Below are 21,779 nucleotides of genomic sequence, written 5' to 3' on the forward strand. Positions count from 1 at the left end.
CCCCATCATTCTCGAAACTCAGCCCCGCATCTTGCGCTGGCGCCAGGCGTCGAGCGTCTCGTCGACGATGCGTTCGGGCACATGATCGAGCTCGAAGACGGCCTCGATATCGAGCACATCCAGTCGATCAAGGAAACCGGCGGGCGTCTCGCCGTGGCGAAGCCGTGCTGCGTCCTTGGCCGTGGTGACGAGCCGCAGCCCCTCCTGCCGGGCAAGCGTCAGGAGATCGGCTAGCTCGTCCTGGGCGTAGAAATGATGGTCCGGAAAGGCGCGCGACTGAGCCACTTCGCCGCCCGCGCCGCGCACCGTGTCGAAGAATTTCTCCGGATGGCCGATGCCGGCGAAGGCAAGGAAGCGGCCACCTGCGAAGCGCGACGGGTTCGCCGGCTCGACATGCGCCAGGAATATCGGCCGCCCGGCGCGCGCCGCCTGGCGCACGACGCCGTCGGCGGCGGCCCCCTCGCCCATCTTCAGCAAGCCGCTGGTGAACACCAATTGGTCGACGACCTTGGCGCGCAGCGGCCCGCCCGGGATGACGCGGCCGTTGCCGATGCCGAAGCGGGCGTCGACCACCACCAGCGCGTAGTCGATATGGACGCGCGCAGACTGGAAGCCGTCATCCATGATCAGAAAGTCGCAGCCATGTTTTTCGATGAGCAGCTTCGCGCCGGCAGCGCGGTTCGCCGTCACCGCAACCGGGGCATGTTCGGCCAGAAGCAGCGGCTCGTCGCCGACATGCTTGGCGGCGTCGTGATGCGCGTCGACGACATGCGGCTTGGCAAACGAGCCGCCATGGCCGCGCGACAGGAAGCCTGGCGTGAGCTGCATGCGCTTGGCCTGCTTGGCCAAGGCGATGGCGACCGGCGTCTTGCCGCTGCCGCCGACGGTAAGGTTGCCGACGCACAGCACCGGTGCTGCGACCTTCTCGCGCGGAGCATGGCGCATGCGGCGGCCGGCGACCAGCCCATAGATCGCCGATGCGGGTGACAGCGCAAGCACCCGCCAGTCCGGCTTTTCCCACCAGAAGGGTGGCGCTTCGCTGGTCATCGCGTGGGTTCCGCGCAATTTGATTTTGCGCATGATCCTTTGGTCATACGCTAACGCCCGTTTGCGCCTTTCAGGCGCGCCTTGACGACCAGCGGCTGGATATAAGGCTCCAGCGATTTCAGGGTGCGGGCGAGCGCGCCGCGCATCTCGTCGACGGTGGCGGCACCCGCCGCCATCATTTCGTGGCGCGCCGCTTCGTTGGTCAAAAGGAAATTGACGGCGCCGGTCAACATGTCGCGGTCGCGCACCAGCTTCGCGCCGCCGCTGTCGAGCAGGCGCTGATAGGCCTCGCGGAAATTCTGCACGTTGCGGCCGGCCAGCACGGCGGTTTCGAGCATCGCCGGCTCGAGAGGGTTCTGGCCGCCTTGCGAAGTCAGCGAGCGGCCGACGAAAGCGATCTCGGTCAGCCTCAGGTAAAGACCCATTTCACCGATCGTGTCGCCAAGAAGGATGTCGGTATCGTGGGAGATGCGGTCGCCCTTGCTGCGCCGTGCCACGGACAGGCCCATGCCGGAAATCTGCGCGGCCAGCGCATCGGCGCGATCGGGGTGACGCGGCACGATGATGGTCAAGAGACCATGATGGCGCCTATGCAGGCTTGCATGGACCTCCGCGGCCACGACCTCCTCGCCATCATGGGTCGAGATCGCAGCCCAGGTCGGACGGCCGCCGATCTGGCGCTGCAGGGTGGCTAAGGCCCGCTCGTCGACCGGAGGCGGGTTGGTGTCCACCTTGAGGTTGCCAGAAACGGTGACCGGCCGGGCGCCCAGCGCGCGGAACCGCTCGCCGTCGACATCCGACTGGGCGATGACATGGGCGAGATTCTCGAACAGCGCCTCGGCAACGCCGGCGCGCTTCTTCCAGGACATGAAGGAGCGGTCCGACAGCCGGCCGTTGACCAGAACCTGCGGCACGTTGCGGGCGCCAAGTTCCAGGATGGTCATCGGCCAGATTTCCGATTCGGCGATGATCGCCAGTTCCGGCCGCCAGTGATCAAGAAAACGGCTTACCGCGGGCTTGAGATCGAGCGGTACATATTGGTGGATGATGCGGCTGCCGAGGCGCTCTTCGGCAACCTTGGCCGAGGTCACGGTGCCGGTGGTCAGAACGATGTTGACGCCATAGTCGAGGATGCTCTCGACCAGCGGCACCACCGCGATCGTCTCACCGACGCTTGCCGCATGGATCCAGATCACCGGCCCTTCCGGCCGCGGACGGCCGGCAACACCATAGCGCTCGCGCCGGCGGGCGCGATCCTCCTTGCCGCGCGAGGCGCGCCAAGCGACATAGGGACCGATCAGCGGATAGGCGACCGCCCCCGCATAGCGGTAGGCCGTGAGGGCAGCGCGCGCCCAACGCTCGCTCATTTGCCGCCATCCACGAGGCGATAGGCCTCGGCCGTCGCGGCGTTGAGGGAGGCCGTGACCTCCTGCCGCTTGCGCTCCATCTCGGCATCATCGGCATCGGCCGGCACGAAGACAGGCGGGCCCACGATGACCGCCGAGCGGCCGAAAGGCAGGTTGATGGTGGTCTTGTCCCAGCTCTTCTCCAGCACCTTGCGGCGGCTGGTGGCGATGGCCGAGGGCAGGATCGGCCGACCGGAAAGCCTTGCCAGAAGGACGACGCCGAGCCCGGCATCGCGCGGCGTGCCGTTCGGAATGTCGGCGATCATGGCGACGTTCTTGCCGGCCACGAGGGACCTCTTCAGCGCGATCAGGGCCTTGGCGCCGCCCTTGTCGAGATGCCTCGAACTGTCGCGGCCGCCGGAACCGCGCACCGCCTCGATGCCGAATTTCTCGATCATCAGCGCCTGGAGCTCCGCATCGGCGCTGCGCGAGACCATGGCGACCAGCGGCCGGCCCTTGGGATAATAGGCAGGGGTGAGAAGATGCTGACCGTGCCAGAGCGCGATGATGCCGGGCTCAAGATGCGCATAAGCCCCGCCCGCAACCTGGGTCGAGCCCTCGACCAGCGGGCTGGTGACGCGAATCAGACGAACGAACCAGGCGAACAGGCTGGCGATGAAGTTCTTGACGAAACTCGACTGCGCCAATGGCTCGCGGATGCGCCGCCACAGCGTGCGCGTTCCGCCGCGCCTGGCGGCGCGCCGCCCGGTCGTCCCTTTCACCGCTTCATGCTCCATCGACGTCAAATGCCGACCTTCGATTCTGGATCGAGCAAACGGTGCAGATGAACAACGAAATAACGCATGTGGGCATTGTCGACACTGGCTTGCGCCTTCGCCTTCCAAGCGGCGTGCGCCGATTGATAGTCGGGGTAGATGCCGACGATGTCGAGCGCGTCCAGGTCGCGAAACTCGGTTCCACCCAGCTTTTTCAGCTCGCCACCGAACACCAGGTGCAAAAGCTGCTTCTTTCCGTCTTCCGCGGCCATGCCGATCCTTCGCAGATTCATGAGTTTTGTGAAACGTTTAGCCCAAAGCAGCCGATTTTGGAACTGCGGGCCGACTCACCCGTGGTCAATCCCCGCGATGACCCTGGCGAGCACGCCGAGCAGTTCGCCGCTGCCGGCGGCAAGCGCACCATGGTTGATCACCTCGCCGGCATAGCGCGGCGGCTTGCCGGTGCGGTCGAGCAATGCGCCGCCGGCCTCGGTGAGGATGAGATCGGCGGCGGCGATGTCCCAGTCATGCGCGTTAGGCTTGACGAAGGTCGCGTCGAGCTTGCCGGCGGCGATCATCGCCAGCCGATAGGCAAGCGAGGGAATGTAGGCCGTCCGCCGCAGCCTGCCGTGCCAGGCTTGCGGCATCAGGTCGACCAGCGGCTTGGGTCCGCCGATATCGACGCTTTCGCCCAGCGGACGCACATGGATGCGCTTGTCGTTGAGATAGGCGCCCTCGCCCGGCAGCGCCCAATAGGTCTCGCGTTTGGCCGGGCATTCGAGCACGCCGGCAAGCGAGCGCCCGTCCTCGACCACGGCGACGCTGACACACCAGGCATGCAGGCCATCGAGAAAGCCGCGCGTGCCGTCGATCGGGTCGACGACGAAGGTGCGGCGGGCCGACAGCCTGGCATGATCGTCGGCGGTCTCCTCCGACAGCCAGCCATAATCCGGCCGCGCCCTGAGCAGGGTCTCGCGCAGATAGGCGTCCGCCGCATGGTCGGCCTCGCTGACCGGCGAGGTGCCGCCCTTCATCCACACCTGCGGGTTGTTGCCGAAATAGCGCATGGCGATGGCGCCGGCTTCGCGGGCGGCCTCGCGCAGCAAAGCGAGATCGTCGCGGGCAGCGCTCGAGGTCCATTGGTCAAGCGCCGGCAAGGGTCATCCCTTCGATCAGGAGCGTCGGCGCCGCCGTGCCGAAATTGCGGTCGAGATCGTTCGCAGGCACCATGTTGAGGAACATGGTTTTCAAGTTCGACGCGATCGTCACCTCGGCTACCGGATAGGCCACCGCGCCGTTCTCGATCCAGTAGCCGGAGGCGCCCCGGCTGTATTCGCCGGTCACCATGTCGACGCCCTGGCCGAACACCTCGGTGACATAGAAGCCGCGCTTCAACGACGCGATCAAATCTTCCGGCGAACGCTCGCCGGGCTCGATGGCAAGGTTGGTCGAAGACGGTGATACGGACGAGCCGCTGCGCGAGCCGCGTCCATTGGTGACAAGGCCGAGCTCACGCGCGGCCGAGGTCGACAGGAACCAGTGATTCAAGATGCCCTTCTCGACCATCAGCAGCTTTTCGCCCTCCACGCCTTCGCCATCGAAGGGGCGCGAGGCCTGGCCGCGCCGCCGCAAAGGCTCGTCGGTGACGGTGATTCCGGCCGTCGCCACCTGCTTGCCCATCATGTCGCGCAGGAAGCTGGTCTTGCGGGCGACCGCGGCGCCATTGATGGCGCCGGCGAGATGGCCGGCTATGCCGCGCGCCACGCGTGGATCGAACACCACGTCGACTGGGCCGGTCGCCGCCTTACGGGCGCCGAGGCGGCGCACCGCGCGTTCGCCCGCCTTGCGGCCGATCTCTTCCGGCGCGTCGAGGTCGGCGAAATGCTGGCGTGACGAAAACTCGTAGTCACGTTCCATTGCGGTTCCCTCACCCGCAATGACGCTGGTCGAACGCGAGAAACGCGAGGCGACATACTGGCCGACAAAGCCATGCGAGGTGGCGAGAACCATACCGCCAAAACCGGCACTGGCGCTGCTGCCGGCGGAATTGGTGACGCCTTTGACCGCCAATGCCGCCGCCTCGGCGGCAAGCGCTGCCTCCTTCAGCTGATCTGCCGACACCTCGGTCGGGTCGAAAAGGTCGAGATCGCGCAAATTCCGGGCGAGCAGCGCGGGATCGGCAAGACCCTGGAATGGGTCCTCAGGCGAGACCTTCGCCATCGCCACCGCGCGTTCGGCAAGCGCCTTCGGATCGGATGCGGCGGTCGCCGAGACGCTCGCCACGCGCTGGCCGACGAAGACGCGCAGCGAGACATCCTCGCTCTCCGACGATTCGGTGCCTTCGACCTTGCCCAACCGAACCGAGACGCCGGTCGAGCGGCCGCGCACCGCTACCGCGTCGGCGGCGTCAGCGCCGGCGCGCTTGGCCGCCTCGACGAGCGCCGCGACACGATCGGTCAATTTCGCTGCGTCGAGCTTATCGGTCATAAGGTTGTTCCTGTTTGTTCACGCAATCCGTCAGGCGAACCCCGCCGGCTATGGATGCTTGCGCACCATCATGGATGCATTTGCACCATCTATTGTTCCACCGGCGCTTGTGCAATGGCGGATGCGGCAATCTCAAGGCAATCGCGCCGTGGTTCACGCGGGATGCTTTGCCGCAGCGTCACGAAGAGCGTCGGCCGGCCACCGGCGCCCAGATCACGTCATCGATCCTGGTTGCCCCCGTCGCCAGCATCACCAACCGGTCGAAGCCCAGGGCCGAGCCGCTTGCCTGCGGCATGACGGCCAAAGCCGCGAGGAAATCCTCGTCCAGCGGATAGCGCTCGCCATAGACGCGCTCTTTCTCGTCCATCTCGGCTGCAAAGCGGCGGCGCTGCTCAGCCGCGTCGGTGAGTTCGCCGAAGGCGTTGGCGAGCTCAACACCGCAGCAATAAAGCTCGAAGCGCTCGGCGATGCGCGGATCTTCAGCGCTCGGCCGGGCGAGCGCCGCCTCCGAGATCGGATAGCCGTAAAGGATGGTGGCCCGGCCCTGCCCCAGCGCCGGCTCGATCTTTTCCACCATCACCCGGCTGAACAGGTCGGCCCAGCTGTCGTCGGGCGCGGTGCGCAGGCCGGCTCCGGCCAGCGCCTCGTGAAGCGCGTCCCGGTCGGTGCTGCCGTCGACTGAAACTGTCGCGAGCAGATCGATACCGGCATGGCGGGCGAAGGCTTCGGCCACGCTCAGCCGCTCCGGCTCGGCAAACGGATCGGCCTCGCGGCTGCGGAAGCGGAAACTCTTGGCGCCTGCCTTTTCCGCAGCGAGCGCCAGGAATTCGGCGCAGTCGTCCATCAGGCGTTCATAGCTCTCGCCGACGCGATACCATTCGAGCATGGTGAATTCAGGATGATGCAGCGGCCCGCGCTCGCGGTTGCGCCAGACGGGGCCGAGGCTGAAGATACGCTCCTCGCCGGCGGCAAGCAGTTTCTTGCAGGCGAATTCCGGCGAGGTGTGGAGATAGAGCGGCCGGCGCGACGCGTCGGGTCCGATCGCTTCGGTGGCGAAGGCGGCGAGATGTGCCTCGTTGCCCGGCGAAACCTGCAGCGCCGAGGTCGTCACCTCGATGAAATCGCGCTCCCCGAACCAGCCGCGAAGCGCGGCGGCGATGGCGTTGCGCGCCATCAGCCGGGGCCGGCGGTCGGCATGGATATCAGGCGTCCACCAGGGCGAAGCGGCTGTCATGAGCGGGAAAATCGCGCCGAAGGCTGGCGGTACGGCGCAAGATGCGCTAGGGCGCACGCGATGGCCGCCGTCGCCGCTTCGCGGAAATCGACGCTTGCAGGCCAAAAAACTCGAACGGGATCGAATATCGTGGTCAAGGTCATCGCCAGTTCCTTACGCAAAGGCAACGTCGTCGATAAGGACGGCAAGCTCTATGTCATCCTCTTTGCCGAAAACATCCACCCTGGCAAGGGCACGCCGGTGACCCAGCTCGACATGCGCCGCATCGGCGACGGGGTGAAAGTGTCGGAACGCTACCGCACGACCGAAATGGTCGAGCGCGCCTATGTCGAGGAACGCGAGCACACCTTCCTCTATTCCGACGGCGAAGGTTTTCACTTCATGAACCCGGAAAGCTACGACCAGGTCGTGGCTTCCGAAGCCGTGGTCGGCGACATGGCGCCCTATCTCCAGGAAGGCATGGCCGTGCAGCTCGCGCAGTTCAACGGCGTGCCGATCTCGCTGGTGCTGCCGCAGCGCGCCACCTTCGAGGTGGTGGAGACCGAGCCGGTCACCAAGGGCCAGACGGCATCTTCTTCCTACAAGCCGGCCGTGCTCTCCAACGGCGTGCGTACCGCCGTGCCGCCGCACATCTCCGCCGGCACGCGCGTGGTGGTGATGACCGCCGACGGCTCCTATGTCGAGCGCGCCAAGGACTGACGTTTCCACATCACTCCGGTTGACACGGCTCGTCTGCGACCAGGCGGGACGATGATCGGCATGTTTTGCTGGTCTGCTTTGCGCCGCATCTCGGTCATTAAAGTTAGCGGTGCCACTGCCTTAAAGCGGACATTGCCGGCGACGGCGCTGGAGGTCGCAGGTGCGCCAGGAGCCGCATTTGGTCGAAGTAGGTTCAAACGTTAGCTAACGCCTCAAAGGCCGACATTTGCACGCGCCATAATAATTCTGCTTCGCGAACACGGTCGACGCCAGTCGACCGACTGGCGATGAGCCAGTTCGGCGGGGGTTAGCCGCACAAGCTCGTAGGGGTCGATCGATGCAGTCGCCAGGCCAGCAAGATGGAGGGTCGCACCGCTGACCATCACCAACGCGTCGACGCCTGCACCATTCTCCCTCTTGCCAGCCTGCTCGACGCGGCGGGCGAAATTTACCTCCGAACCGACCAGAAATGAGAAATCCCACTGGCGATCGTTGATGAACATCACCTCGCCGGAGTGTAAGCCGATCCTAATGCGGCGTGACAGGGAGCCCATTGAACGCTTCCAAGCGTTGCCGAGGGAGATTTCCGGTACCAGTTCCGCGACGGCGGCCAGCGCCTTTAGCGCCGTTTCGCTAGGCGTCATTTCGCTCCCCGGCCAGAGAGCTAGCACGCCGTCGCCGGTAAAGTTTTGAACGATCCCCCCATGGGCCATCACGACCTGGCGGGTCAACGTGAAGTGCTCGATCATGAACCGCGTGGTTTCGACGAGGCCAAGCGCGTTCGCCAAGCCGGTCGAGTCCTCCACGTCGGTAAACATGATGGTGGCGATGGCGCGCTGGAATTTCGTGTCACCCATGCCGAATGACGGGAGCGCGCGGTCAGTCTGTGAATTCGTATAGGCAGTGATCGGATGCATTCGAGTCCGGCCCCGAGCGGTTTCAAACGTCGCTCGAATATGACTGGACGGCGTAGGCGGATCGTAAGCCCGCCGTGGGGGGCACGTCAGAATTACGTCAGAAATCCATTCGGGCCGGCTTTAGCGGCTTGCAGCTGACCTTTTTAGTCAAATTCGGCGGGACCCTCAGCGTAGCAACTTACGGAGGTCAAGCAGCCCCGCTCCAAACTGCTGATCGAACGAAGGCACCCTGCTCTCGCAATTAGGGCTGTCCGGTAGAATCGGAACATTAGCTTTTTCAAGCCAAGGCCATGAAACCTCCTTTGCGCCCGACTGGGTCATCTTCGCCTTAACCTCTATGCCGTTGAGCGGCCTACCGGTGGAGCGATGTTTCGACTGCAACAAAGCGGCTGCTCCCGCGACGATGGCCGAGGCTGCAGATGTGCCGCCAAATACCGTGTAGAGCCCGGCGCGGTCTCTGCTTTCGACGCTCGGGGGCTGGATTCCTTCCAGCTGTCCGCCGGAATAGCCGTGGTAGCCCGGGATGTCGGTGGTGAGCACGCCCTGCGGCGCGTATTCAACCTGGGGGAGCTTCTCGTAGATATCGAAATTGTGGTCACGTGAACGCGGCGACTCCCTGTCCAGTCGTATTTGGCAGCGCGTGCACACCTCCTGGTCGTCGGATGGCGCGGAAATGGTGACGGAATTGTCGGTCGGATCGCCGCTGTAGTTGGAATATGCTGAACGTATCGCCCGATAAGTGACGGCCGCCACCGCAATCACGCCGTTGCTTTCGCCGGCCTTGCTCGCCGGGTAAATCAGATGGTCGTAGCCATCGTTACCGGCTGCGCAGATGATGGGGATTTCCTCGCTGATCGCCTCGAAAAGCTTCTCGAAATAATCCCAAATTGGCTTTGCCTGTTCGACCGAAGTATATCTGCTGTCGCCATATCCGGGATAGGAACGGTGCGCTCGCCATGGATCGGGTACTTCCCGGGGAAAGTGTATGACTGAAACCTTCTGGTCGCGGGCATAGAGGAACGCCATAATGAGCTGCGCTGCGTCGGGCCGTGCGGAAATCTCGATCGGCAGGAGTTCAGCGCCTGGGGCGACGCCCCAATAAGGTATTGCCCCTTCACCGTTGCTAAATTGCCTCAACTTCACGGGCGAGGCCGCAGGGGCGCCGACCATCAGCCCGGCGCAGGCGGTCCCGTGCGCTGAGTAGCGCATACGCGAGGTCTCAGCAGTCTCCTGAATTACGCCGCGCCCATCTTTCAGTGCTCGAAGCAGCGATTTCTGAACCTCGACTTCCTGCGCATTGTTTCTCGATTTGATCAGGCCTGCCGCCCATGCCCAGGTATCGTCGCCCACAAAGCTCTTGCTCTGCTTTTTTTCCGGCCCTCGCAAGACGAGCGGTTGCTGCTTGGGTATGACGTAATTCAACCCGAATGGGTGAGCGGCGAAGCTGACCGCAGGACGGATACGAGGGTCGAGATTGGGATGGCTTGAGTTCACCCCCGTATCGATCTGGGCAATGACCTCGCCGTAACCGGGCTTGTCAGTACCCAACAAATCCCAGGCGTCGGCCTCCAGCAGGTATGCGGCCTCGTGCGGCAACCGCGTTTCAGGGATGCGCGGACGATCGCGCAAGGCGCCGATTGCAATCAGGTGCCACAGGTAGTGATACCAGTCATAACAAAGATGGCCTTCGCCCTTCTTGATGTCGTCCGTCATGGCACCCTCCTACCATTCGCTCTGGGCGCGCCGGATCGTTTCATCCATCGCGTCCACCAAGTACGGAGAAATGCGCGCAGCCAGTTCCTCGCCGGCATCGGTGTCGCTGGCATAGTGCAGCCCGGCCCATTCCCTGTTCTCGGCCACCCGGCGGGCGCGCGCATAAAGCGCGGTTACACCTGCGTGCTCGGGCAACATCCGTTGCAGAACGTTCGCCACCGCAAATGACTGAAATGAATGGTTGGACGGGTAGGAAGCGTGCGAAGGAACCGGAAGCGCCGGCCGCAGCCTCTGCTCAATGATGTTGGGTCGCGGCCGGTTGAATCGATCTTTGTAGTTGAGCCCGATCTCCTCCGTAAGTTCGAGGATCGCAACAATCAATGCGCATGTCCCCTCGAAGCCCGCGAGAGTGTCTATTCCGAGCGGTGCCGTGTAGTCCAAAATCCCGAACGATGCCTGGCCGACGATCTCCTCGCGCCGCACCGGGTCACCTTCCCTCCTCTTCTGCAGATCGAGAAGCGCTTCTGTCTCCCTGAGGCTCTCTGAAGGTCCGGGCGGGGGATCGATAAGAATGTCCTCCCAGATCGCGCCGAGATATTTGTTGGCGACGCTTAGTCCGATCGTGTGCAAGGCACGCTTGTCGTGCCACGCCGGCAAAGCCTCCTCGCCAGTTTCGAAAGCCGTTTGCCCCCTGCCGCGTCCCCGTCCTCGTCCGCGTCCTCTGCCCCTGCCTCGACCTCGACCTGCGCTCGGCCCCGCCCGGAAGGCCGGCGAAAGGCGCATGACACCCTCCATAGGGTCGTCAGAAATCGTTATCACGATCTGCTCTTCTTGAATCGAAAGAACGCTGCTCTTGGTCATCATAGACACGAAAGGATGCAGTTTTTCGCCGCCTCTATTTTTGATGTATTCCTCAAGAGCCTTTTCAGGTTTTGCGTCACCCAATATCAGCGGATATTGTCTTATGTCCGATCCTCTGACCAGGAAGCGGGCGTTAAACAACTTTTTGTCAAGATCAATTATCGACATCATGTCCACCCCTCAACTAAAGCTTCTAAATTCGATCCGCGCCACCTGGTGGTCGGAGCCTCGACGTAACGCCTGCGGTGCGCAACGCTAGGGCGCGTACCTTGGCAGCGTTATCCGCGACAGCCCGCTCTGGATAACCGAAACTCCGAGTATGCCTGCAATTGGATAATTCTCGTCCGAAAGCAGCTCGAGCGAGAAATCCGGCTCCGAGGCGCGCAGACGTTCGACAGTTCTAACTGCTTCCACAGTCTGCCCCAGATGCCCGTGGCAGGCAGCCGAGTATCTCAAAGCGGGTAGGTATGTGGGTTGCTGCGCAAGGACACGCTCGCCGTGACGTATCCCCTCCTCGAAGCGCCCGTTCAAAGTTGCCAAGATGCAGCACGTGGTATCGATGCAGTAACGATACAGGGGAGGCCCGCCCAGTGCACGTGCGCGCATCGCATCCTCATATCCACGCTTCACCTCGCCGAGATAGCCGAGCGTCAAGGCCCGCATGTCCCAGCAAATGGCTTGCAGCGGGTTAGCGGCTATCGCTCGATCGGCGAGTTCCAGTGCCTGTGCGTATTCACGAAAGACGAACGAATGGGCATGAGCGGCCAACGCCAGCGTGATAGGATTGAAGGGGGCCACTTCGACGGCGCGACTGGCGCATTCCCGAACCTGATCGTGAAAGGTGCCCGAACGGCCGACCCGTCTCTCGCCAAAGCGGGTGACAAACACAAACAGCTGCCACCCCAGATATGTGCTACGCGGGTCGAGCTCATATGCTTCGGCGAGCATGCGCTCCGCCGAATCCAGGTCCGTATCGCGCATACGGAACACCTGTCGCAGCGCTGTCAATGCAAGCCGAGACGCCCGGTGTCGGGGCTCGTCGCGGATGGACTTAGGATTGAGAACGAATTCGAGGATCGAAAACACGGTCTGATTGACCAGCGACATCAGCTTCAGGCTCGCCGGGCCAGTCAGGTCGGCAAGCTCGAGAAAATCCGTATGCGACCACAAGAGCCGGCTGTCACCGGGCGCAATTAATCCAAATGTCAGGCCTACTCTGTCGCCCACCACCGTTGCCCTGGTTTGCAACAGCCAGTCCGGTAACGCAGTGTCAGGCGCTTGGGTCAGCGGTCCCTGCGCTTGAAAATCCACGACGTCGACCACTTCGAAATTCAGGATCGATCGAACCACCAGATCCAGGACAAGGTCGCCGACGGCCCTGTTAGCGGAGCCCTCCGTCCACCTGGCGTCGCGAACCAGGCCCAAGCATAGCCGCGACGAATTCAGAAGTGAGGCGCTTCGCTGTCCGGACAACTGATCTGCCGCGCCAACAGGATAGACGTTTGCTGGCACTGTGCGAGGTCGGGGCCATTGGCTTCTTTGCTCACGAAGCCAATCCTCGAACTCTGGGTCGCGAATATCGAGGCCCTCAAGCAGATCACGCGTGGCAGAGCCTTCGGGCGGATCGTTCAAATCGATGCCGATCGAAGCGACGTCGAGTCGAACCACATCACGATCGGTCGAGATTAGATCAAGGCCAGCGTTGCGGAGCGACTTCCGAACCTCGGACAGTTCCTGCCGCAAGCTTGCTGCACCCTGCTCCTCGCCGCGAGTGCTCCAGAGCTTGCTTTGCAGCCATTTTCTGCTCCGCTTACCGTTGGGTGCCAGGGCGAGCATGGCCAAGAGCGCCTTGGACCGTCTGCCATGCGGCGTAACGTCCGCGCCATCCGCGCGCTCAATCGCGAATGGCCCAATCAATCTAAGGAAAGGACGGCCATCCGAGTACACTAGCGACCCCTCGCGTCCCTCGTACCTCTAATATATGATCCACTAATATAAATCTATCTGTAGCTCTCGGCTTCCGTAAGGTCAAACCTGCAAGTGGCAAGGATTCGAGATGGCATTTCTGCTGTGACGGAAGGACTCTTTAGCGACGTCAAACGGTCGTTCGATGTGAGCGGTCCCATCGTCGGAGTTGGGTCAGTTCACGTCGATGCACGGGGGCGCCTAAATGTCCGCTTCCCACATTCCACCCTCGGAGCCGCCGGTCCGCTTCGGCCCCGCCCACGACATCATATTGTCACCAAGCGCCTGCAATGGCGCTCACCGGCCTTTCCGTTCCGCCCGCCTAATCAGCCACACCATCAGCCCGCCATTTCCACCGGCAGGCCGGCGGCCTTCCATTCCGGCATGCCGTCCTCTAACCGACGTGCGGCGAGTCCAACTGAGCGCAGCGCGGCCACCGCTTCGAAGGACATCACGCACCACGGTCCACGGCAATAGGCGACGATTTCACGGCCGACAGCGATGTCGGCCGACCAGACCTTGATTTCTCCCAGTGGAACATTGATGGCGCCCGGCACATGGCCGAGCGCGAACTCGTCCGCCGGGCGGACGTCGATCAGCGTCACCAGCCCATCGCGCATCAGCGTCTGAAGCTCCTCGCGCGTGACCGGTCGCATATCGTCGCGCGCGTCGAAATAGCCGCGCACGATGCGGTCGACCTCGGCGAGTTGCCGCTCGGCGACGCCGCGCACGGCGGCGAAGGCGGAAAGCACGCTCGCATCGGCGAGCGAATAGTGCACGAATTTGCCGCCGCGCTCGGCCGAGACGATGCCGGCGCGGCGAAGCGCCTGCAGATGCTGGGAGATGTTGGCGACCGGCTGGCTGAGCTTCGCGGCGAGCGCCTCGACGCTGCGGGCACCTTGCGCGATGTGCTCGATCAACTCCAGGCGCAGCGGGTGACCGAGCGCCTTGGCGACGATCGCGAACTGTTCGTACAGCGCCTGTTTCGGATTGCGGATTGACATCGGCCTTTCTGCCGTCATTCAATGGAATAATTGAATGACGGTTTCGACCATTGCTGTCAAGCCGAGCCTGCGGGGAGGAAAAGCGATGATTCTCAGGCAGTTCCTGCACACCGACCCGGTGGCGGCTTCCTATCTGTTCGGCTGCGGCGGCAAGGCGTCCGCGGCAGTCGTCGATCCGCTCGGCGACATCGCGCCCTATGTCGATGCGACGCGTTCGACCGGCATGCGCATCCTCTATGTCGTCGACACACATATCCATGCCGACCATATCTCGGCGGGGCGTGCGCTTGCCGAGGCGACCGGTGCCGAATACGTGCTGTTCGAGGGCGCCGAAGCCGACTTCCCGTTCCGGCGTGTCAGGGACGGCGAGGTGCTGGAGCTCGGCAATGTCACGGCGACGGTGATGCACACGCCCGGCCATACGCCTGAGCACCTGAGCCTTTTGGTCACCGATCGCACGCGGTCGGCCGAACCCTGGTTCGTGCTCACCGGACACACGCTGATGGTCGGCGATCTCGGCCGCACCGAGCTTGCGTCAAGCGCCGAGGACGGGGCACGTGCGCTCTATGCCAGCGTGCGGCGGCTGAAGGAATTGCCCGACCATATCGAGGTGCTGCCCGGCGCCTATTCAGGCTCCGTGTGCGGTCGTTCGCTAAGCGGCAAGCCGACATCGACCATCGGTTTCGAGCGGCGCTTCAACAAGGCCTTCCGGATCGAGGATGAGGGTGAGTTCGTCGACGCCATGACCGCCGACGTCCCTCCCCCGCCGCCGGAGGCCGCCCGGACCCGGTCCGTCAACGCCGGAGCGAAACCTTGAGCACAGCGGCGTCCGCCGTCGCGCTCGGCCTCAAGGCCAACTGGAAGCAGTTTTCGCTCCTCGTGCTGATCAACGCCTTCGTCGGCGGCATGGTCGGAACCGAACGGACCGTCGTGCCGCTGATCGGCGCGGAGGAATTCGGGGTCGCTTCCACCACGCTGGTCGTGTCCTTCATCGTGAGCTTCGGCGTGGTGAAGGCCTGCGCCAATCTCGTCTCCGGCCAGCTTGCCGACAGATGGGGCCGCAAGCGCGTGCTGATCCTCGGCTGGCTGTTCGGCCTGCCGGTGCCGTTCATCATCATCTGGGCGCCGAGCTGGGGCTGGATCGTCGCCGCCAACGCGCTGCTCGGCATCAACCAGGGCTTCGCCTGGTCGATGACCGTGATCATGAAGGTCGATCTGGTCGGGCCGAAGTCGCGCGGGCTCGCCATCGGCCTCAACGAGTTCGCGGGCTACCTCGCCGTCGGCATCACGGCCTTCCTCACCGGCTATCTGGCGAGCCGCTACGGTCTGCGCCCCGTGCCGATCTATCTCGGTGTCGGCTATGCGATCCTAGGTGCGGCGCTGTCGATCCTGCTCGTGCGCGACACGCGCGAGCATGTGCGGCTGGAGCTGGCGAACCATCCGAAAGCAACCTCGCCGCTGAGCTTCCGAGAGATCTTCATGCTGACCTCGTTCAGCGACCGCAATTTGTTCGCAGCCTCGCAGGCCGGCCTGGTCAACAACCTGAACGACGGCATGAGTTGGGGCCTGTTGCCGCTCTTCTTCGTTGCCAACGGCCTCGGCATCGAGCGCATCGGTGTCCTCAAGGCGGTCTATCCGGCGGTGTGGGGCATCTTCCAGGTCGCCACCGGGCCATTGAGCGACCGCTGGGGCCGCAAAGGGCTGATCGTCGCCGGCATGTGGGTGCAGGCGGCGGGGCTTCTCACCACCGCCATGACGAGCGAATTCGGCTGGTGGCTGCTGGCCAGCCTTCTGCTCGGTCTCGGCACGGCGATGGTCTATCCGAGCCTGATCGCGGCCGTGTCGGACGCATCGCATCCCTCCTGGCGGGCGCGCTCGCTCAGCGTCTATCGCTTCTGGCGCGACCTCGGCTACGCGATTGGGGCGCTGTCCGCCGGCCTGATCGCCGACTTCTTCGGCTTCGTCGCGGCGATCGGATCAATCGCGGCGCTGACCTTCCTGTCCGGCGCGATCGTGGCGGTGGCGATGCGGGAAACGACAGCGTCGACGCCGGCGCGCAGCGACGGCTAGTAGCGAAAGCCTGACGCTTGGACCCGCGTAGAAGAGCCCACCTTTGCTGGCGCCACGGCACGAGTTGACCCGGATGGGGCCTCACAGCCCGTAGACAGACGGCCAGCAAGGCCCATGGCCGGTCGCCCTGAAAACTCTCGTTCTCACGGGGCATTTGAGGTATGCTTGTCACCTTAAACGCGTGCTGCATCCTCCGGTTTGCCTTGAGGAGGTGCCAAATGCGCGGGCTCCTGCTTTTTATCGCGCTGCTGCCTGTATATTTCCCAATTGAATTGCGCGCCGCCGCCATTCACGACGCCGCGAAGAACGGCGATGTCGCGGCGATTACAGCAGCGCTCGACGCAGGTGCCGGCGTCGATGAGAGCGATGGGCAGGCGACACCACTCTATCTTGCAATCAGGGGTGGGCATCTTGCGGCGGCAAAACTGCTCATAGAACGCGGTGCCGACGTCAACGCCACCCCGACATCGCTCTTAGGTCCTGCCCTCATGCCAGCTTTGGCAAAACGCAGGATCGATTTGATCAATCTGTTGCTGGACGCGGGCGCAAATCCAAATTCCGACCGTGGCGGCTAACCCGCCCTTCATGTCGCCGTCACTCTCGGTTGTCTCGACTGCGTGAAGGCACTGGTCGAGGCAGGCGCGGACGTAAATGCGAAGACAAAGGACGGCAAGACGCCGCTCCATCTGGCAAAACGCAAGGGCCAGCGCGAAGTTGCCGACTATCTCATGTCGCACGGCGTCGTCTTGCCAACACCAGCCCCAATCTCGATGAAGTTGGCTTCTGCCGATGTCGAGAAAGGCCGAACATACTTCACCCACGCGTGTGACGGTTGCCACAACGCCAAGCCAAAGGGAGGTACCAAAGCGGGACCGAACTTGTGGGGCGTCGTCGGCCGCGACAAGGCAGCTATGGCAAATATGGATTATTCTGACGCCTTGCTGAGCTGGGAAGGCGTGTGGACGTACGAGGACCTGAACAGATTTCTCTTTGGGCCTATGCTCACCACGCCGGGTGTTAAGATGGAGATGCCTGGTGTTCCGGACGAGACCGAACGAGTCGACCTGATCGCGTACTTGCGCACACTCAGTGACAAGCCGACCGCGCTACCTTGAGTCGATAATCTCTTGCGCAACCACCGCTACTGGGCTGCGTCGTCTCGTGCCCCAACTCAGATTTGTTCAAATAGCCGCCCTTTGGTGTCCCAGGAAGGCCACCGGCCCAGCGAGCATCGCAGGCCGATGAACGGGTCACCGGTCATCGAACATCTTTGACGGCACTCGGCGCTACCAAGTCGTTGGGGCAGCGGCACGCAACGGCAGTTCGCCGCCCATTGCAGGGATTCGCCTTCGGTACCAAGCGTCAGGCGTTCACCACTGGCAGCGCCGCGTTTACGATATCCGAAGCTTGATGCTGCGCGGGATGTGCCTGTCGGCTACAGTCTGACAGGTACATTTCCTCGAGATCGTTCATGAGCAATCCGAACCGCATGCCGTGGGTGGACATGGCAAAAGGCCTTTCCATCATCCTGGTGGTGATGATGTATTCGGCCTACAACACCGGCGAATATACCGGCGGCGTTGGCTTCCTGCATTATGTCATCGGCTTCGCGACGCCTTTCCGCATGCCGGAATTCTTCCTGATCTCGGGCCTGTTCCTGTCGCAGGTGATCGACCGGCCATGGCGGCGCTATGTCGACCGGCGCGTCGTCCATTACCTCTATTTCTACGTGCTTTGGGCGGTCATCTCGATCGGGCTGAAGATCGGCATCTTCAGCGGCGATCCCGCCGGCATGCTGCACGACCTCGCAATGGCTGTCGTCCAGCCCTATGGCGTCTTGTGGTTCATCTACATGCTTGCGGTCTTCGGGATCGCCATCCGCGTGCTGCGCGAGCTTCGCGTGCCGCACTGGATCGTCATCTTGGCTGCCGCCGCGCTGCAAATGTGGGCGCCGAAGCCGGACAGCTACGCGCTCGAGCAGTTCGCGGCGTATTTCGTGTTCTTCTATCTCGGCTTCGTGCTGGCGCCGCTGATCTTCCGGTTGGTGGAATGGACGCAGGCGCGGCCGGCGATCGCCGTGGCGGGCCTGCTCGCCTGGGCCCTCGTCAACGGTCTGCTCGTCTATTCGCCGGGCTATGCGATGCAACCGGTCGGCATGCAGATGGGTCTGGCGGCATGGCCGCCGCTGCATCTGGCGCTGGCCGTCGCCGGCGCCGTGGCGCTCTGCGTTGCCGGCGGTTTCCTGTCGAGATTCGCCTCGATGGAATGGCTGCGCTGGCTCGGCGAGCATTCGCTGGTCGTCTATGTCGCCTTCACCATCCCGATGTCGATCTTCCGCGGGCTCATGCTGGCGAGCGGCCTTCTGACCGACACCGGCATGCTAAGCCTTGCAGTGCTGCTCGTCTCGGTCATCAGCCCGGTGGTGCTCTACTTCATCGTCAAGCGCATCGGCTTCGGCACCTTCCTGTTCGAGCGGCCGGCCTGGGCGCATGTCGACGGGCCGAACGCCGCGAAGGCCTCCAGCAAGCCTATGACGCGGCCGGCACGCGAGGCGGCCTGATCGGGCCGCCCGTTCCGGTTATCCGTTATTTGCCAGCGCGATATCCCGGCCGACGTACGGCCCTGATCTTGCCGCTGCTGCCGCCGCCGCAGAAGAAGCAGCCCTCACCATCGGATTCCAGTCCCGACACACCGGAGGGCATCGCTATCTCCTGCAGCACATCGCCCGTCTCGGGATCGATGCGCAGCAGATCGCCCTCCTCACTTTCCCAGGTGGCATGCCAGAGTTCGCCGTCGATCCAGGTGACACCGGTGACGACGCGTTTCGACTCAATACTGCGGATCACCCTGCCCGTTTCAGGATCGATCTGGTGGATCTTATGTGCCCTGTATTCGCCGACCCAGAGCGAACCTTCGGCCCAGGCCATGCCTGAATCGCCGCCATTGCCCGGCGCGGGAATGGTGGCGACGACCTTGCCGGTCTTTGGATCAACCTTGTGAATGCGGTCCTCAGCGATCTGGTAGAGGTGCTCGCCGTCGAAAGCGGTTCCGGCATGCGAGGCGACGTCGATCGATTGCACGATCGTGCCGCTCTCCGGGTCGAGGGCCTTCAGCTTGTCGCCGGTGGCGAACCACACATTCTTGCCATCATAGGTGACGCCATTGACGCGCTCGGCGTCCGGAAAGGGTCCATATTCGCGCAGGATCTCGGCGGCGGCTCTTTTCATCTTCCAATCCTCATCGGTCTCTTGTGTCAGCTTCGACTTTAGCCGCTCTGCCGCAAACCTGGGAGCAACAACGCAGTCGGGAATTTATTGGCGCCTCAAAGCTCGATGCAGACCTTGCCGAAATGCTTCCGGCTCTCATACGCCCTGAAAGCCGAGGCAATCTCGCGCAGCGGAAAGCTACGGCCGATAACGGGCCTCAGGCCCTTGGCCGTTATCGCCCGGATCATATTTTCCTGGTCAGTTCTGCTGCCGATGGAAATTGCATTGATGCGTATCTGATTGGAAAACAGCGCCGGGATCGACACTTCTGCGGCAAAGCCGGTCAACACCCCGATCAGCGCGATGTGGCCGCCCATCCTGCAGGCCGTTATCGACTGCGCCAGCGTGCCGGGGCCGCCGACCTCGACCACGTGATCGACACCGCGCCCATCGGTCAGGTCCCTGGCCTTCCGCCCCCAGTCGGGTACGGCCTTGTAGTTGATAAGATGATCGGCACCGAGCCGTCTGAGCTTTTCGAGCTTGTCATCGGACGAAGATGTCGCGATGACATGGGCGCCCGCCATCTTGGCGAACTGCAGCGCGAACAACGACACGCTGCCCGCGCCGAGGACCAGCACCGTATCGCCAGGCCTCACCTGACCGCACACCACCAGAGCCCTCCAGGCGGTTACCCCGGCGCAACCGAGTGTAGCCGCCTCCACATGGGTGTAACCCGCCGGCGCTTTCGTGAAAGCATACAGCGGCATCGAGGCATATTCCCTTGCATAGCCATCGACATCATCGCCCAGTTCGCCCTGCTTGGTGGCGGGCGTAGCCTCGCCTCCCAGCCAATTGGGCCAATAGCAGCTGACGACAGCATCGCCGGTCTCGAATGCGTCGACGCCCTCCCCGACAGCAATCACCTCGCCAGCACCATCGGACAGCGGAATGCGGCCGTCGGCGCAGGGCTTCTTGCCCGTTGCAACCATGCTGTCGTGGAAATTCAGCGAGCATGCCCGTATTCGGACCAGCAACTCGCCCGGTCCGGGCTCGGGCCGATCCTCCTCGACCAGCGAGAGTTTTTCCAGGCCGCCAGGCGCTCTTAATCTGATCAGTTTCATGACGTCTGTCCCTCGATTCCGAGTACCGGCAGACTAGTCGCTCGGCAACGGACCAGGGAGTAACAAGACAGTCGGGAATCCGGTGACCGGCGGCATCATCCAGCGGCGCGCCCGGCCGCGGCCGACCGCCTGCACCTTGTGCTCGGCCGACAACTGCTCCAGCGCCCGCTGCACGGTGCGCGCGCTGGCGCCAAGCGCGATCGCCAGCGCCGAGCTCGACCAGGATTCGCCATCGGTCAGGAAGGCAAGTACCGCGCCATGCTCGTCCTCGACCGGCGGCGCCAGCACGACGATCTCGGCGGCGTTCAGCGGCGTCAACGCAAAGCCACCCGTTGTCGCATTGATCTCGACCAACCCGGCGAGCTCGGCGCGAAGCCGCCCCATTTCGACCCTGAGCCGCGCGCGGTGCGACTCGTCGGCATGCCTCGCTCGGAAGGCGCGCCGAAGCAATGTCTCGCGCGAGGCATCCGCCGGCCAGGTTTCGGCGAGCGTGCGCGCCAGCGCGAACAGCACCGGCCGGGTCGCCAGCGAGACCAAGGTGCCGCCTTCACGCACGACGTGGCGGCAAGCATCGATGACCAGCGCGCCCGAACGCAGCAGCGCCTCCACCTCATCGAGCAGCAGCTCTTTTTCGATGCCGCGCGCGATCAGCCGGCCCACCGGCGTGTTCAGCACCAGGGACGCCGCTTCGACTTCGGCCTTCAATGCCGGGATGTTGGCTTGATAGGCGGCAAGCGACGCCCGGCCGAACGCCGAGCGCGCCGCCTTTGTCCTGAGGCGCCGGACGGCGATACCGGCCGCGGCCAGTTCATGCGCGACGCGCGCCACCGGCGGCAGCGGCGCCGGATCGAAGTCCGCCAGCAGACGCTCGGCCTCGTCGAGGCGGCCGATCAGGATGAGGCGGCGCGCCTCGAGGCTGCCCGCATAAGCGGCATTCAAGCGATCACCATGCGATTGAAGCGTCGCCCTTGCGGACCGCAGCGCCTTCTCCGGCCAGCCAAGGTCGCGCGAGACCAGCGCGATCTCGGCCTCGGCGACGACGCAGCGCGCGCGGGCGACAGTCTCCCTCGAACTAAAGGCGCGGGCGGCGTCCTTCAGCAGCGCCTTGGCCTTGGCGAAATCGCCGAGCTGCGCCATCGCTATGCCGCGCAGGGCCAGCGCCGGCGCATCGTCGCGCAGCGCGACGCGCTTCAAGGCGCCGAGCGGATCGCCCGCCGCAAGCGCGCGGCCGGCGGCGTTGATCAGCGAATCCATGCCATCGCCTCAGCGCCCGCCGCAGCAAATCGCGTCACACTTGTAACTCTCACCATCGCCGGATGCGGCCCTATGTCTG

Annotated in this window: 21 protein-coding genes and 1 pseudogene; 7 read left to right on the top strand and 15 right to left on the bottom strand. The window is 63.7% G+C overall.

Annotation, left to right across the window (positions count from 1 at the left end):
* Positions 1–18 precede the first annotated feature (18 nt).
* The 7 genes from lpxK to epmA all read right to left on the bottom strand — a co-directional run bounded on the left by lpxK (position 19) and on the right by epmA (position 6,890).
* A complete protein-coding gene (gene lpxK / locus O7A05_RS22885) occupies positions 19–1,047 on the bottom strand; it encodes a tetraacyldisaccharide 4'-kinase (RefSeq protein WP_337095212.1) in 1,029 nt (342 codons plus the stop codon).
* 50 nt (positions 1,048–1,097) lie between these two features.
* Positions 1,098–2,414 carry a lipid IV(A) 3-deoxy-D-manno-octulosonic acid transferase gene (gene waaA / locus O7A05_RS22890; RefSeq protein ID WP_224582025.1) on the bottom strand — a complete coding sequence of 439 codons (1,317 nt, stop codon included), beginning with the start codon at positions 2,412–2,414 and terminating at the stop codon, positions 1,098–1,100.
* The gene (locus tag O7A05_RS22895; protein ID WP_337095269.1) at positions 2,411–3,190 is read right to left on the bottom strand and encodes a lysophospholipid acyltransferase family protein; all 780 of its coding nucleotides are present in this window, start codon (positions 3,188–3,190) and stop codon (positions 2,411–2,413) included. Before O7A05_RS22895 ends, waaA begins: the two co-directional genes overlap by 4 nt.
* 5 nt (positions 3,191–3,195) lie before the next feature.
* Complete coding sequence (locus tag O7A05_RS22900; RefSeq protein WP_337095213.1) at positions 3,196–3,441, bottom strand: DUF4170 domain-containing protein; 246 nt, start codon at positions 3,439–3,441, stop codon at positions 3,196–3,198.
* Between the two features lie 75 nt (positions 3,442–3,516).
* Entirely contained in the window at positions 3,517–4,326 is an 810-nt protein-coding gene (locus tag O7A05_RS22905; RefSeq protein ID WP_337095214.1) for a 3'(2'),5'-bisphosphate nucleotidase CysQ, read from the bottom strand.
* Entirely contained in the window at positions 4,313–5,656 is a 1,344-nt protein-coding gene (locus tag O7A05_RS22910; RefSeq protein ID WP_337095215.1) for a TldD/PmbA family protein, read from the bottom strand. The genes O7A05_RS22905 and O7A05_RS22910 overlap by 14 nt, the downstream gene beginning before the upstream one ends.
* A gap of 178 nt (positions 5,657–5,834) precedes the next feature.
* Positions 5,835–6,890, bottom strand: coding sequence for an EF-P lysine aminoacylase EpmA (gene epmA, locus O7A05_RS22915; protein WP_337095216.1), 1,056 nt, complete (start codon positions 6,888–6,890; stop codon positions 5,835–5,837).
* A 129-nt stretch (positions 6,891–7,019) separates the two neighbouring features.
* Between epmA and efp the strand changes: the two genes are divergently transcribed.
* Positions 7,020–7,589 carry an elongation factor P gene (gene efp, locus O7A05_RS22920; protein ID WP_224582020.1) on the top strand — a complete coding sequence of 190 codons (570 nt, stop codon included), beginning with the start codon at positions 7,020–7,022 and terminating at the stop codon, positions 7,587–7,589.
* Between the two features lie 212 nt (positions 7,590–7,801).
* On the opposite strand, the gene O7A05_RS22925 is transcribed toward efp, so the two are convergent.
* From O7A05_RS22925 to O7A05_RS22945, 5 genes are all read right to left on the bottom strand, one after another.
* Complete coding sequence (locus O7A05_RS22925) at positions 7,802–8,506, bottom strand: adenylate/guanylate cyclase domain-containing protein (protein WP_337095217.1); 705 nt, start codon at positions 8,504–8,506, stop codon at positions 7,802–7,804.
* Positions 8,507–8,671: 165 nt separating this feature from the next.
* The gene (locus O7A05_RS22930; RefSeq protein ID WP_337095218.1) at positions 8,672–10,219 is read right to left on the bottom strand and encodes a S8 family peptidase; all 1,548 of its coding nucleotides are present in this window, start codon (positions 10,217–10,219) and stop codon (positions 8,672–8,674) included.
* Between the two features lie 9 nt (positions 10,220–10,228).
* Positions 10,229–11,248, bottom strand: a complete 1,020-nt coding sequence (locus tag O7A05_RS22935) for a phosphatase PAP2 family protein (protein ID WP_337095219.1) — start codon at positions 11,246–11,248, stop codon at positions 10,229–10,231.
* A gap of 87 nt (positions 11,249–11,335) precedes the next feature.
* Complete coding sequence (locus O7A05_RS22940; RefSeq protein WP_337095220.1) at positions 11,336–12,916, bottom strand: hypothetical protein; 1,581 nt, start codon at positions 12,914–12,916, stop codon at positions 11,336–11,338.
* A 467-nt stretch (positions 12,917–13,383) separates the two neighbouring features.
* Entirely contained in the window at positions 13,384–14,049 is a 666-nt protein-coding gene (locus O7A05_RS22945; RefSeq protein ID WP_337095221.1) for an ArsR/SmtB family transcription factor, read from the bottom strand.
* A gap of 85 nt (positions 14,050–14,134) precedes the next feature.
* On the opposite strand from O7A05_RS22945, the gene O7A05_RS22950 reads away from it, so the two are divergent.
* From O7A05_RS22950 to O7A05_RS22975, 6 genes and pseudogenes are all read left to right on the top strand, one after another.
* Entirely contained in the window at positions 14,135–14,866 is a 732-nt protein-coding gene (locus O7A05_RS22950) for an MBL fold metallo-hydrolase (protein ID WP_337095222.1), read from the top strand.
* Positions 14,863–16,119 carry an MFS transporter gene (locus tag O7A05_RS22955; RefSeq protein ID WP_337095223.1) on the top strand — a complete coding sequence of 419 codons (1,257 nt, stop codon included), beginning with the start codon at positions 14,863–14,865 and terminating at the stop codon, positions 16,117–16,119. Before O7A05_RS22950 ends, O7A05_RS22955 begins: the two co-directional genes overlap by 4 nt.
* Before the next feature lie 218 nt (positions 16,120–16,337).
* A complete protein-coding gene (locus O7A05_RS22960; protein WP_337095224.1) occupies positions 16,338–16,694 on the top strand; it encodes an ankyrin repeat domain-containing protein in 357 nt (118 codons plus the stop codon).
* A 15-nt stretch (positions 16,695–16,709) separates the two neighbouring features.
* Positions 16,710–16,850, top strand: a pseudogene (locus tag O7A05_RS22965) (ankyrin repeat domain-containing protein); the annotation flags it as partial.
* Complete coding sequence (locus tag O7A05_RS22970; protein WP_337095270.1) at positions 16,848–17,234, top strand: c-type cytochrome; 387 nt, start codon at positions 16,848–16,850, stop codon at positions 17,232–17,234. The pseudogene O7A05_RS22965 and the gene O7A05_RS22970, both read left to right, overlap by 3 nt.
* A gap of 356 nt (positions 17,235–17,590) precedes the next feature.
* Positions 17,591–18,679 carry an acyltransferase family protein gene (locus tag O7A05_RS22975; protein ID WP_337095225.1) on the top strand — a complete coding sequence of 363 codons (1,089 nt, stop codon included), beginning with the start codon at positions 17,591–17,593 and terminating at the stop codon, positions 18,677–18,679.
* A gap of 25 nt (positions 18,680–18,704) precedes the next feature.
* Here the strand turns inward: O7A05_RS22975 and O7A05_RS22980 are convergent, their stop codons facing one another.
* The 3 genes from O7A05_RS22980 to O7A05_RS22990 all read right to left on the bottom strand — a co-directional run bounded on the left by O7A05_RS22980 (position 18,705) and on the right by O7A05_RS22990 (position 21,700).
* Complete coding sequence (locus tag O7A05_RS22980; protein WP_337095226.1) at positions 18,705–19,346, bottom strand: Vgb family protein; 642 nt, start codon at positions 19,344–19,346, stop codon at positions 18,705–18,707.
* 95 nt (positions 19,347–19,441) lie between these two features.
* Positions 19,442–20,446, bottom strand: coding sequence for a zinc-dependent alcohol dehydrogenase family protein (locus tag O7A05_RS22985; protein WP_337095227.1), 1,005 nt, complete (start codon positions 20,444–20,446; stop codon positions 19,442–19,444).
* Between the two features lie 33 nt (positions 20,447–20,479).
* Positions 20,480–21,700 carry a helix-turn-helix domain-containing protein gene (locus O7A05_RS22990; RefSeq protein WP_337095228.1) on the bottom strand — a complete coding sequence of 407 codons (1,221 nt, stop codon included), beginning with the start codon at positions 21,698–21,700 and terminating at the stop codon, positions 20,480–20,482.
* Positions 21,701–21,779 lie beyond the last annotated feature (79 nt).

It is taken from the genome of Mesorhizobium argentiipisi (SeqCode) (genome assembly GCF_037179585.1).
Lineage (GTDB): Bacteria > Pseudomonadota > Alphaproteobacteria > Rhizobiales > Rhizobiaceae > Mesorhizobium > Mesorhizobium argentiipisi.

Coding starts and splice junctions, on each gene's coding strand:
- lpxK (WP_337095212.1), bottom strand. CDS start 1,047: ATGACCAGCGAAGCGCCACCCTTCTGGTGGGAAAAGCCGGACTGGCGG.
- waaA (WP_224582025.1), bottom strand. CDS start 2,414: ATGAGCGAGCGTTGGGCGCGCGCTGCCCTCACGGCCTACCGCTATGCG.
- O7A05_RS22895 (WP_337095269.1), bottom strand. CDS start 3,190: ATGGAGCATGAAGCGGTGAAAGGGACGACCGGGCGGCGCGCCGCCAGG.
- O7A05_RS22900 (WP_337095213.1), bottom strand. CDS start 3,441: ATGGCCGCGGAAGACGGAAAGAAGCAGCTTTTGCACCTGGTGTTCGGT.
- O7A05_RS22910 (WP_337095215.1), bottom strand. CDS start 5,656: ATGACCGATAAGCTCGACGCAGCGAAATTGACCGATCGTGTCGCGGCG.
- epmA (WP_337095216.1), bottom strand. CDS start 6,890: ATGACAGCCGCTTCGCCCTGGTGGACGCCTGATATCCATGCCGACCGC.
- O7A05_RS22925 (WP_337095217.1), bottom strand. CDS start 8,506: ATGCATCCGATCACTGCCTATACGAATTCACAGACTGACCGCGCGCTC.
- O7A05_RS22930 (WP_337095218.1), bottom strand. CDS start 10,219: ATGACGGACGACATCAAGAAGGGCGAAGGCCATCTTTGTTATGACTGG.
- O7A05_RS22935 (WP_337095219.1), bottom strand. CDS start 11,248: ATGTCGATAATTGATCTTGACAAAAAGTTGTTTAACGCCCGCTTCCTG.
- O7A05_RS22940 (WP_337095220.1), bottom strand. CDS start 12,916: ATGCTCGCCCTGGCACCCAACGGTAAGCGGAGCAGAAAATGGCTGCAA.
- O7A05_RS22945 (WP_337095221.1), bottom strand. CDS start 14,049: ATGTCAATCCGCAATCCGAAACAGGCGCTGTACGAACAGTTCGCGATC.
- O7A05_RS22950 (WP_337095222.1), top strand. CDS start 14,135: ATGATTCTCAGGCAGTTCCTGCACACCGACCCGGTGGCGGCTTCCTAT.
- O7A05_RS22960 (WP_337095224.1), top strand. CDS start 16,338: ATGCGCGGGCTCCTGCTTTTTATCGCGCTGCTGCCTGTATATTTCCCA.
- O7A05_RS22970 (WP_337095270.1), top strand. CDS start 16,848: ATGTCGCACGGCGTCGTCTTGCCAACACCAGCCCCAATCTCGATGAAG.
- O7A05_RS22975 (WP_337095225.1), top strand. CDS start 17,591: ATGAGCAATCCGAACCGCATGCCGTGGGTGGACATGGCAAAAGGCCTT.
- O7A05_RS22980 (WP_337095226.1), bottom strand. CDS start 19,346: ATGAAAAGAGCCGCCGCCGAGATCCTGCGCGAATATGGACCCTTTCCG.
- O7A05_RS22985 (WP_337095227.1), bottom strand. CDS start 20,446: ATGAAACTGATCAGATTAAGAGCGCCTGGCGGCCTGGAAAAACTCTCG.
- O7A05_RS22990 (WP_337095228.1), bottom strand. CDS start 21,700: ATGGATTCGCTGATCAACGCCGCCGGCCGCGCGCTTGCGGCGGGCGAT.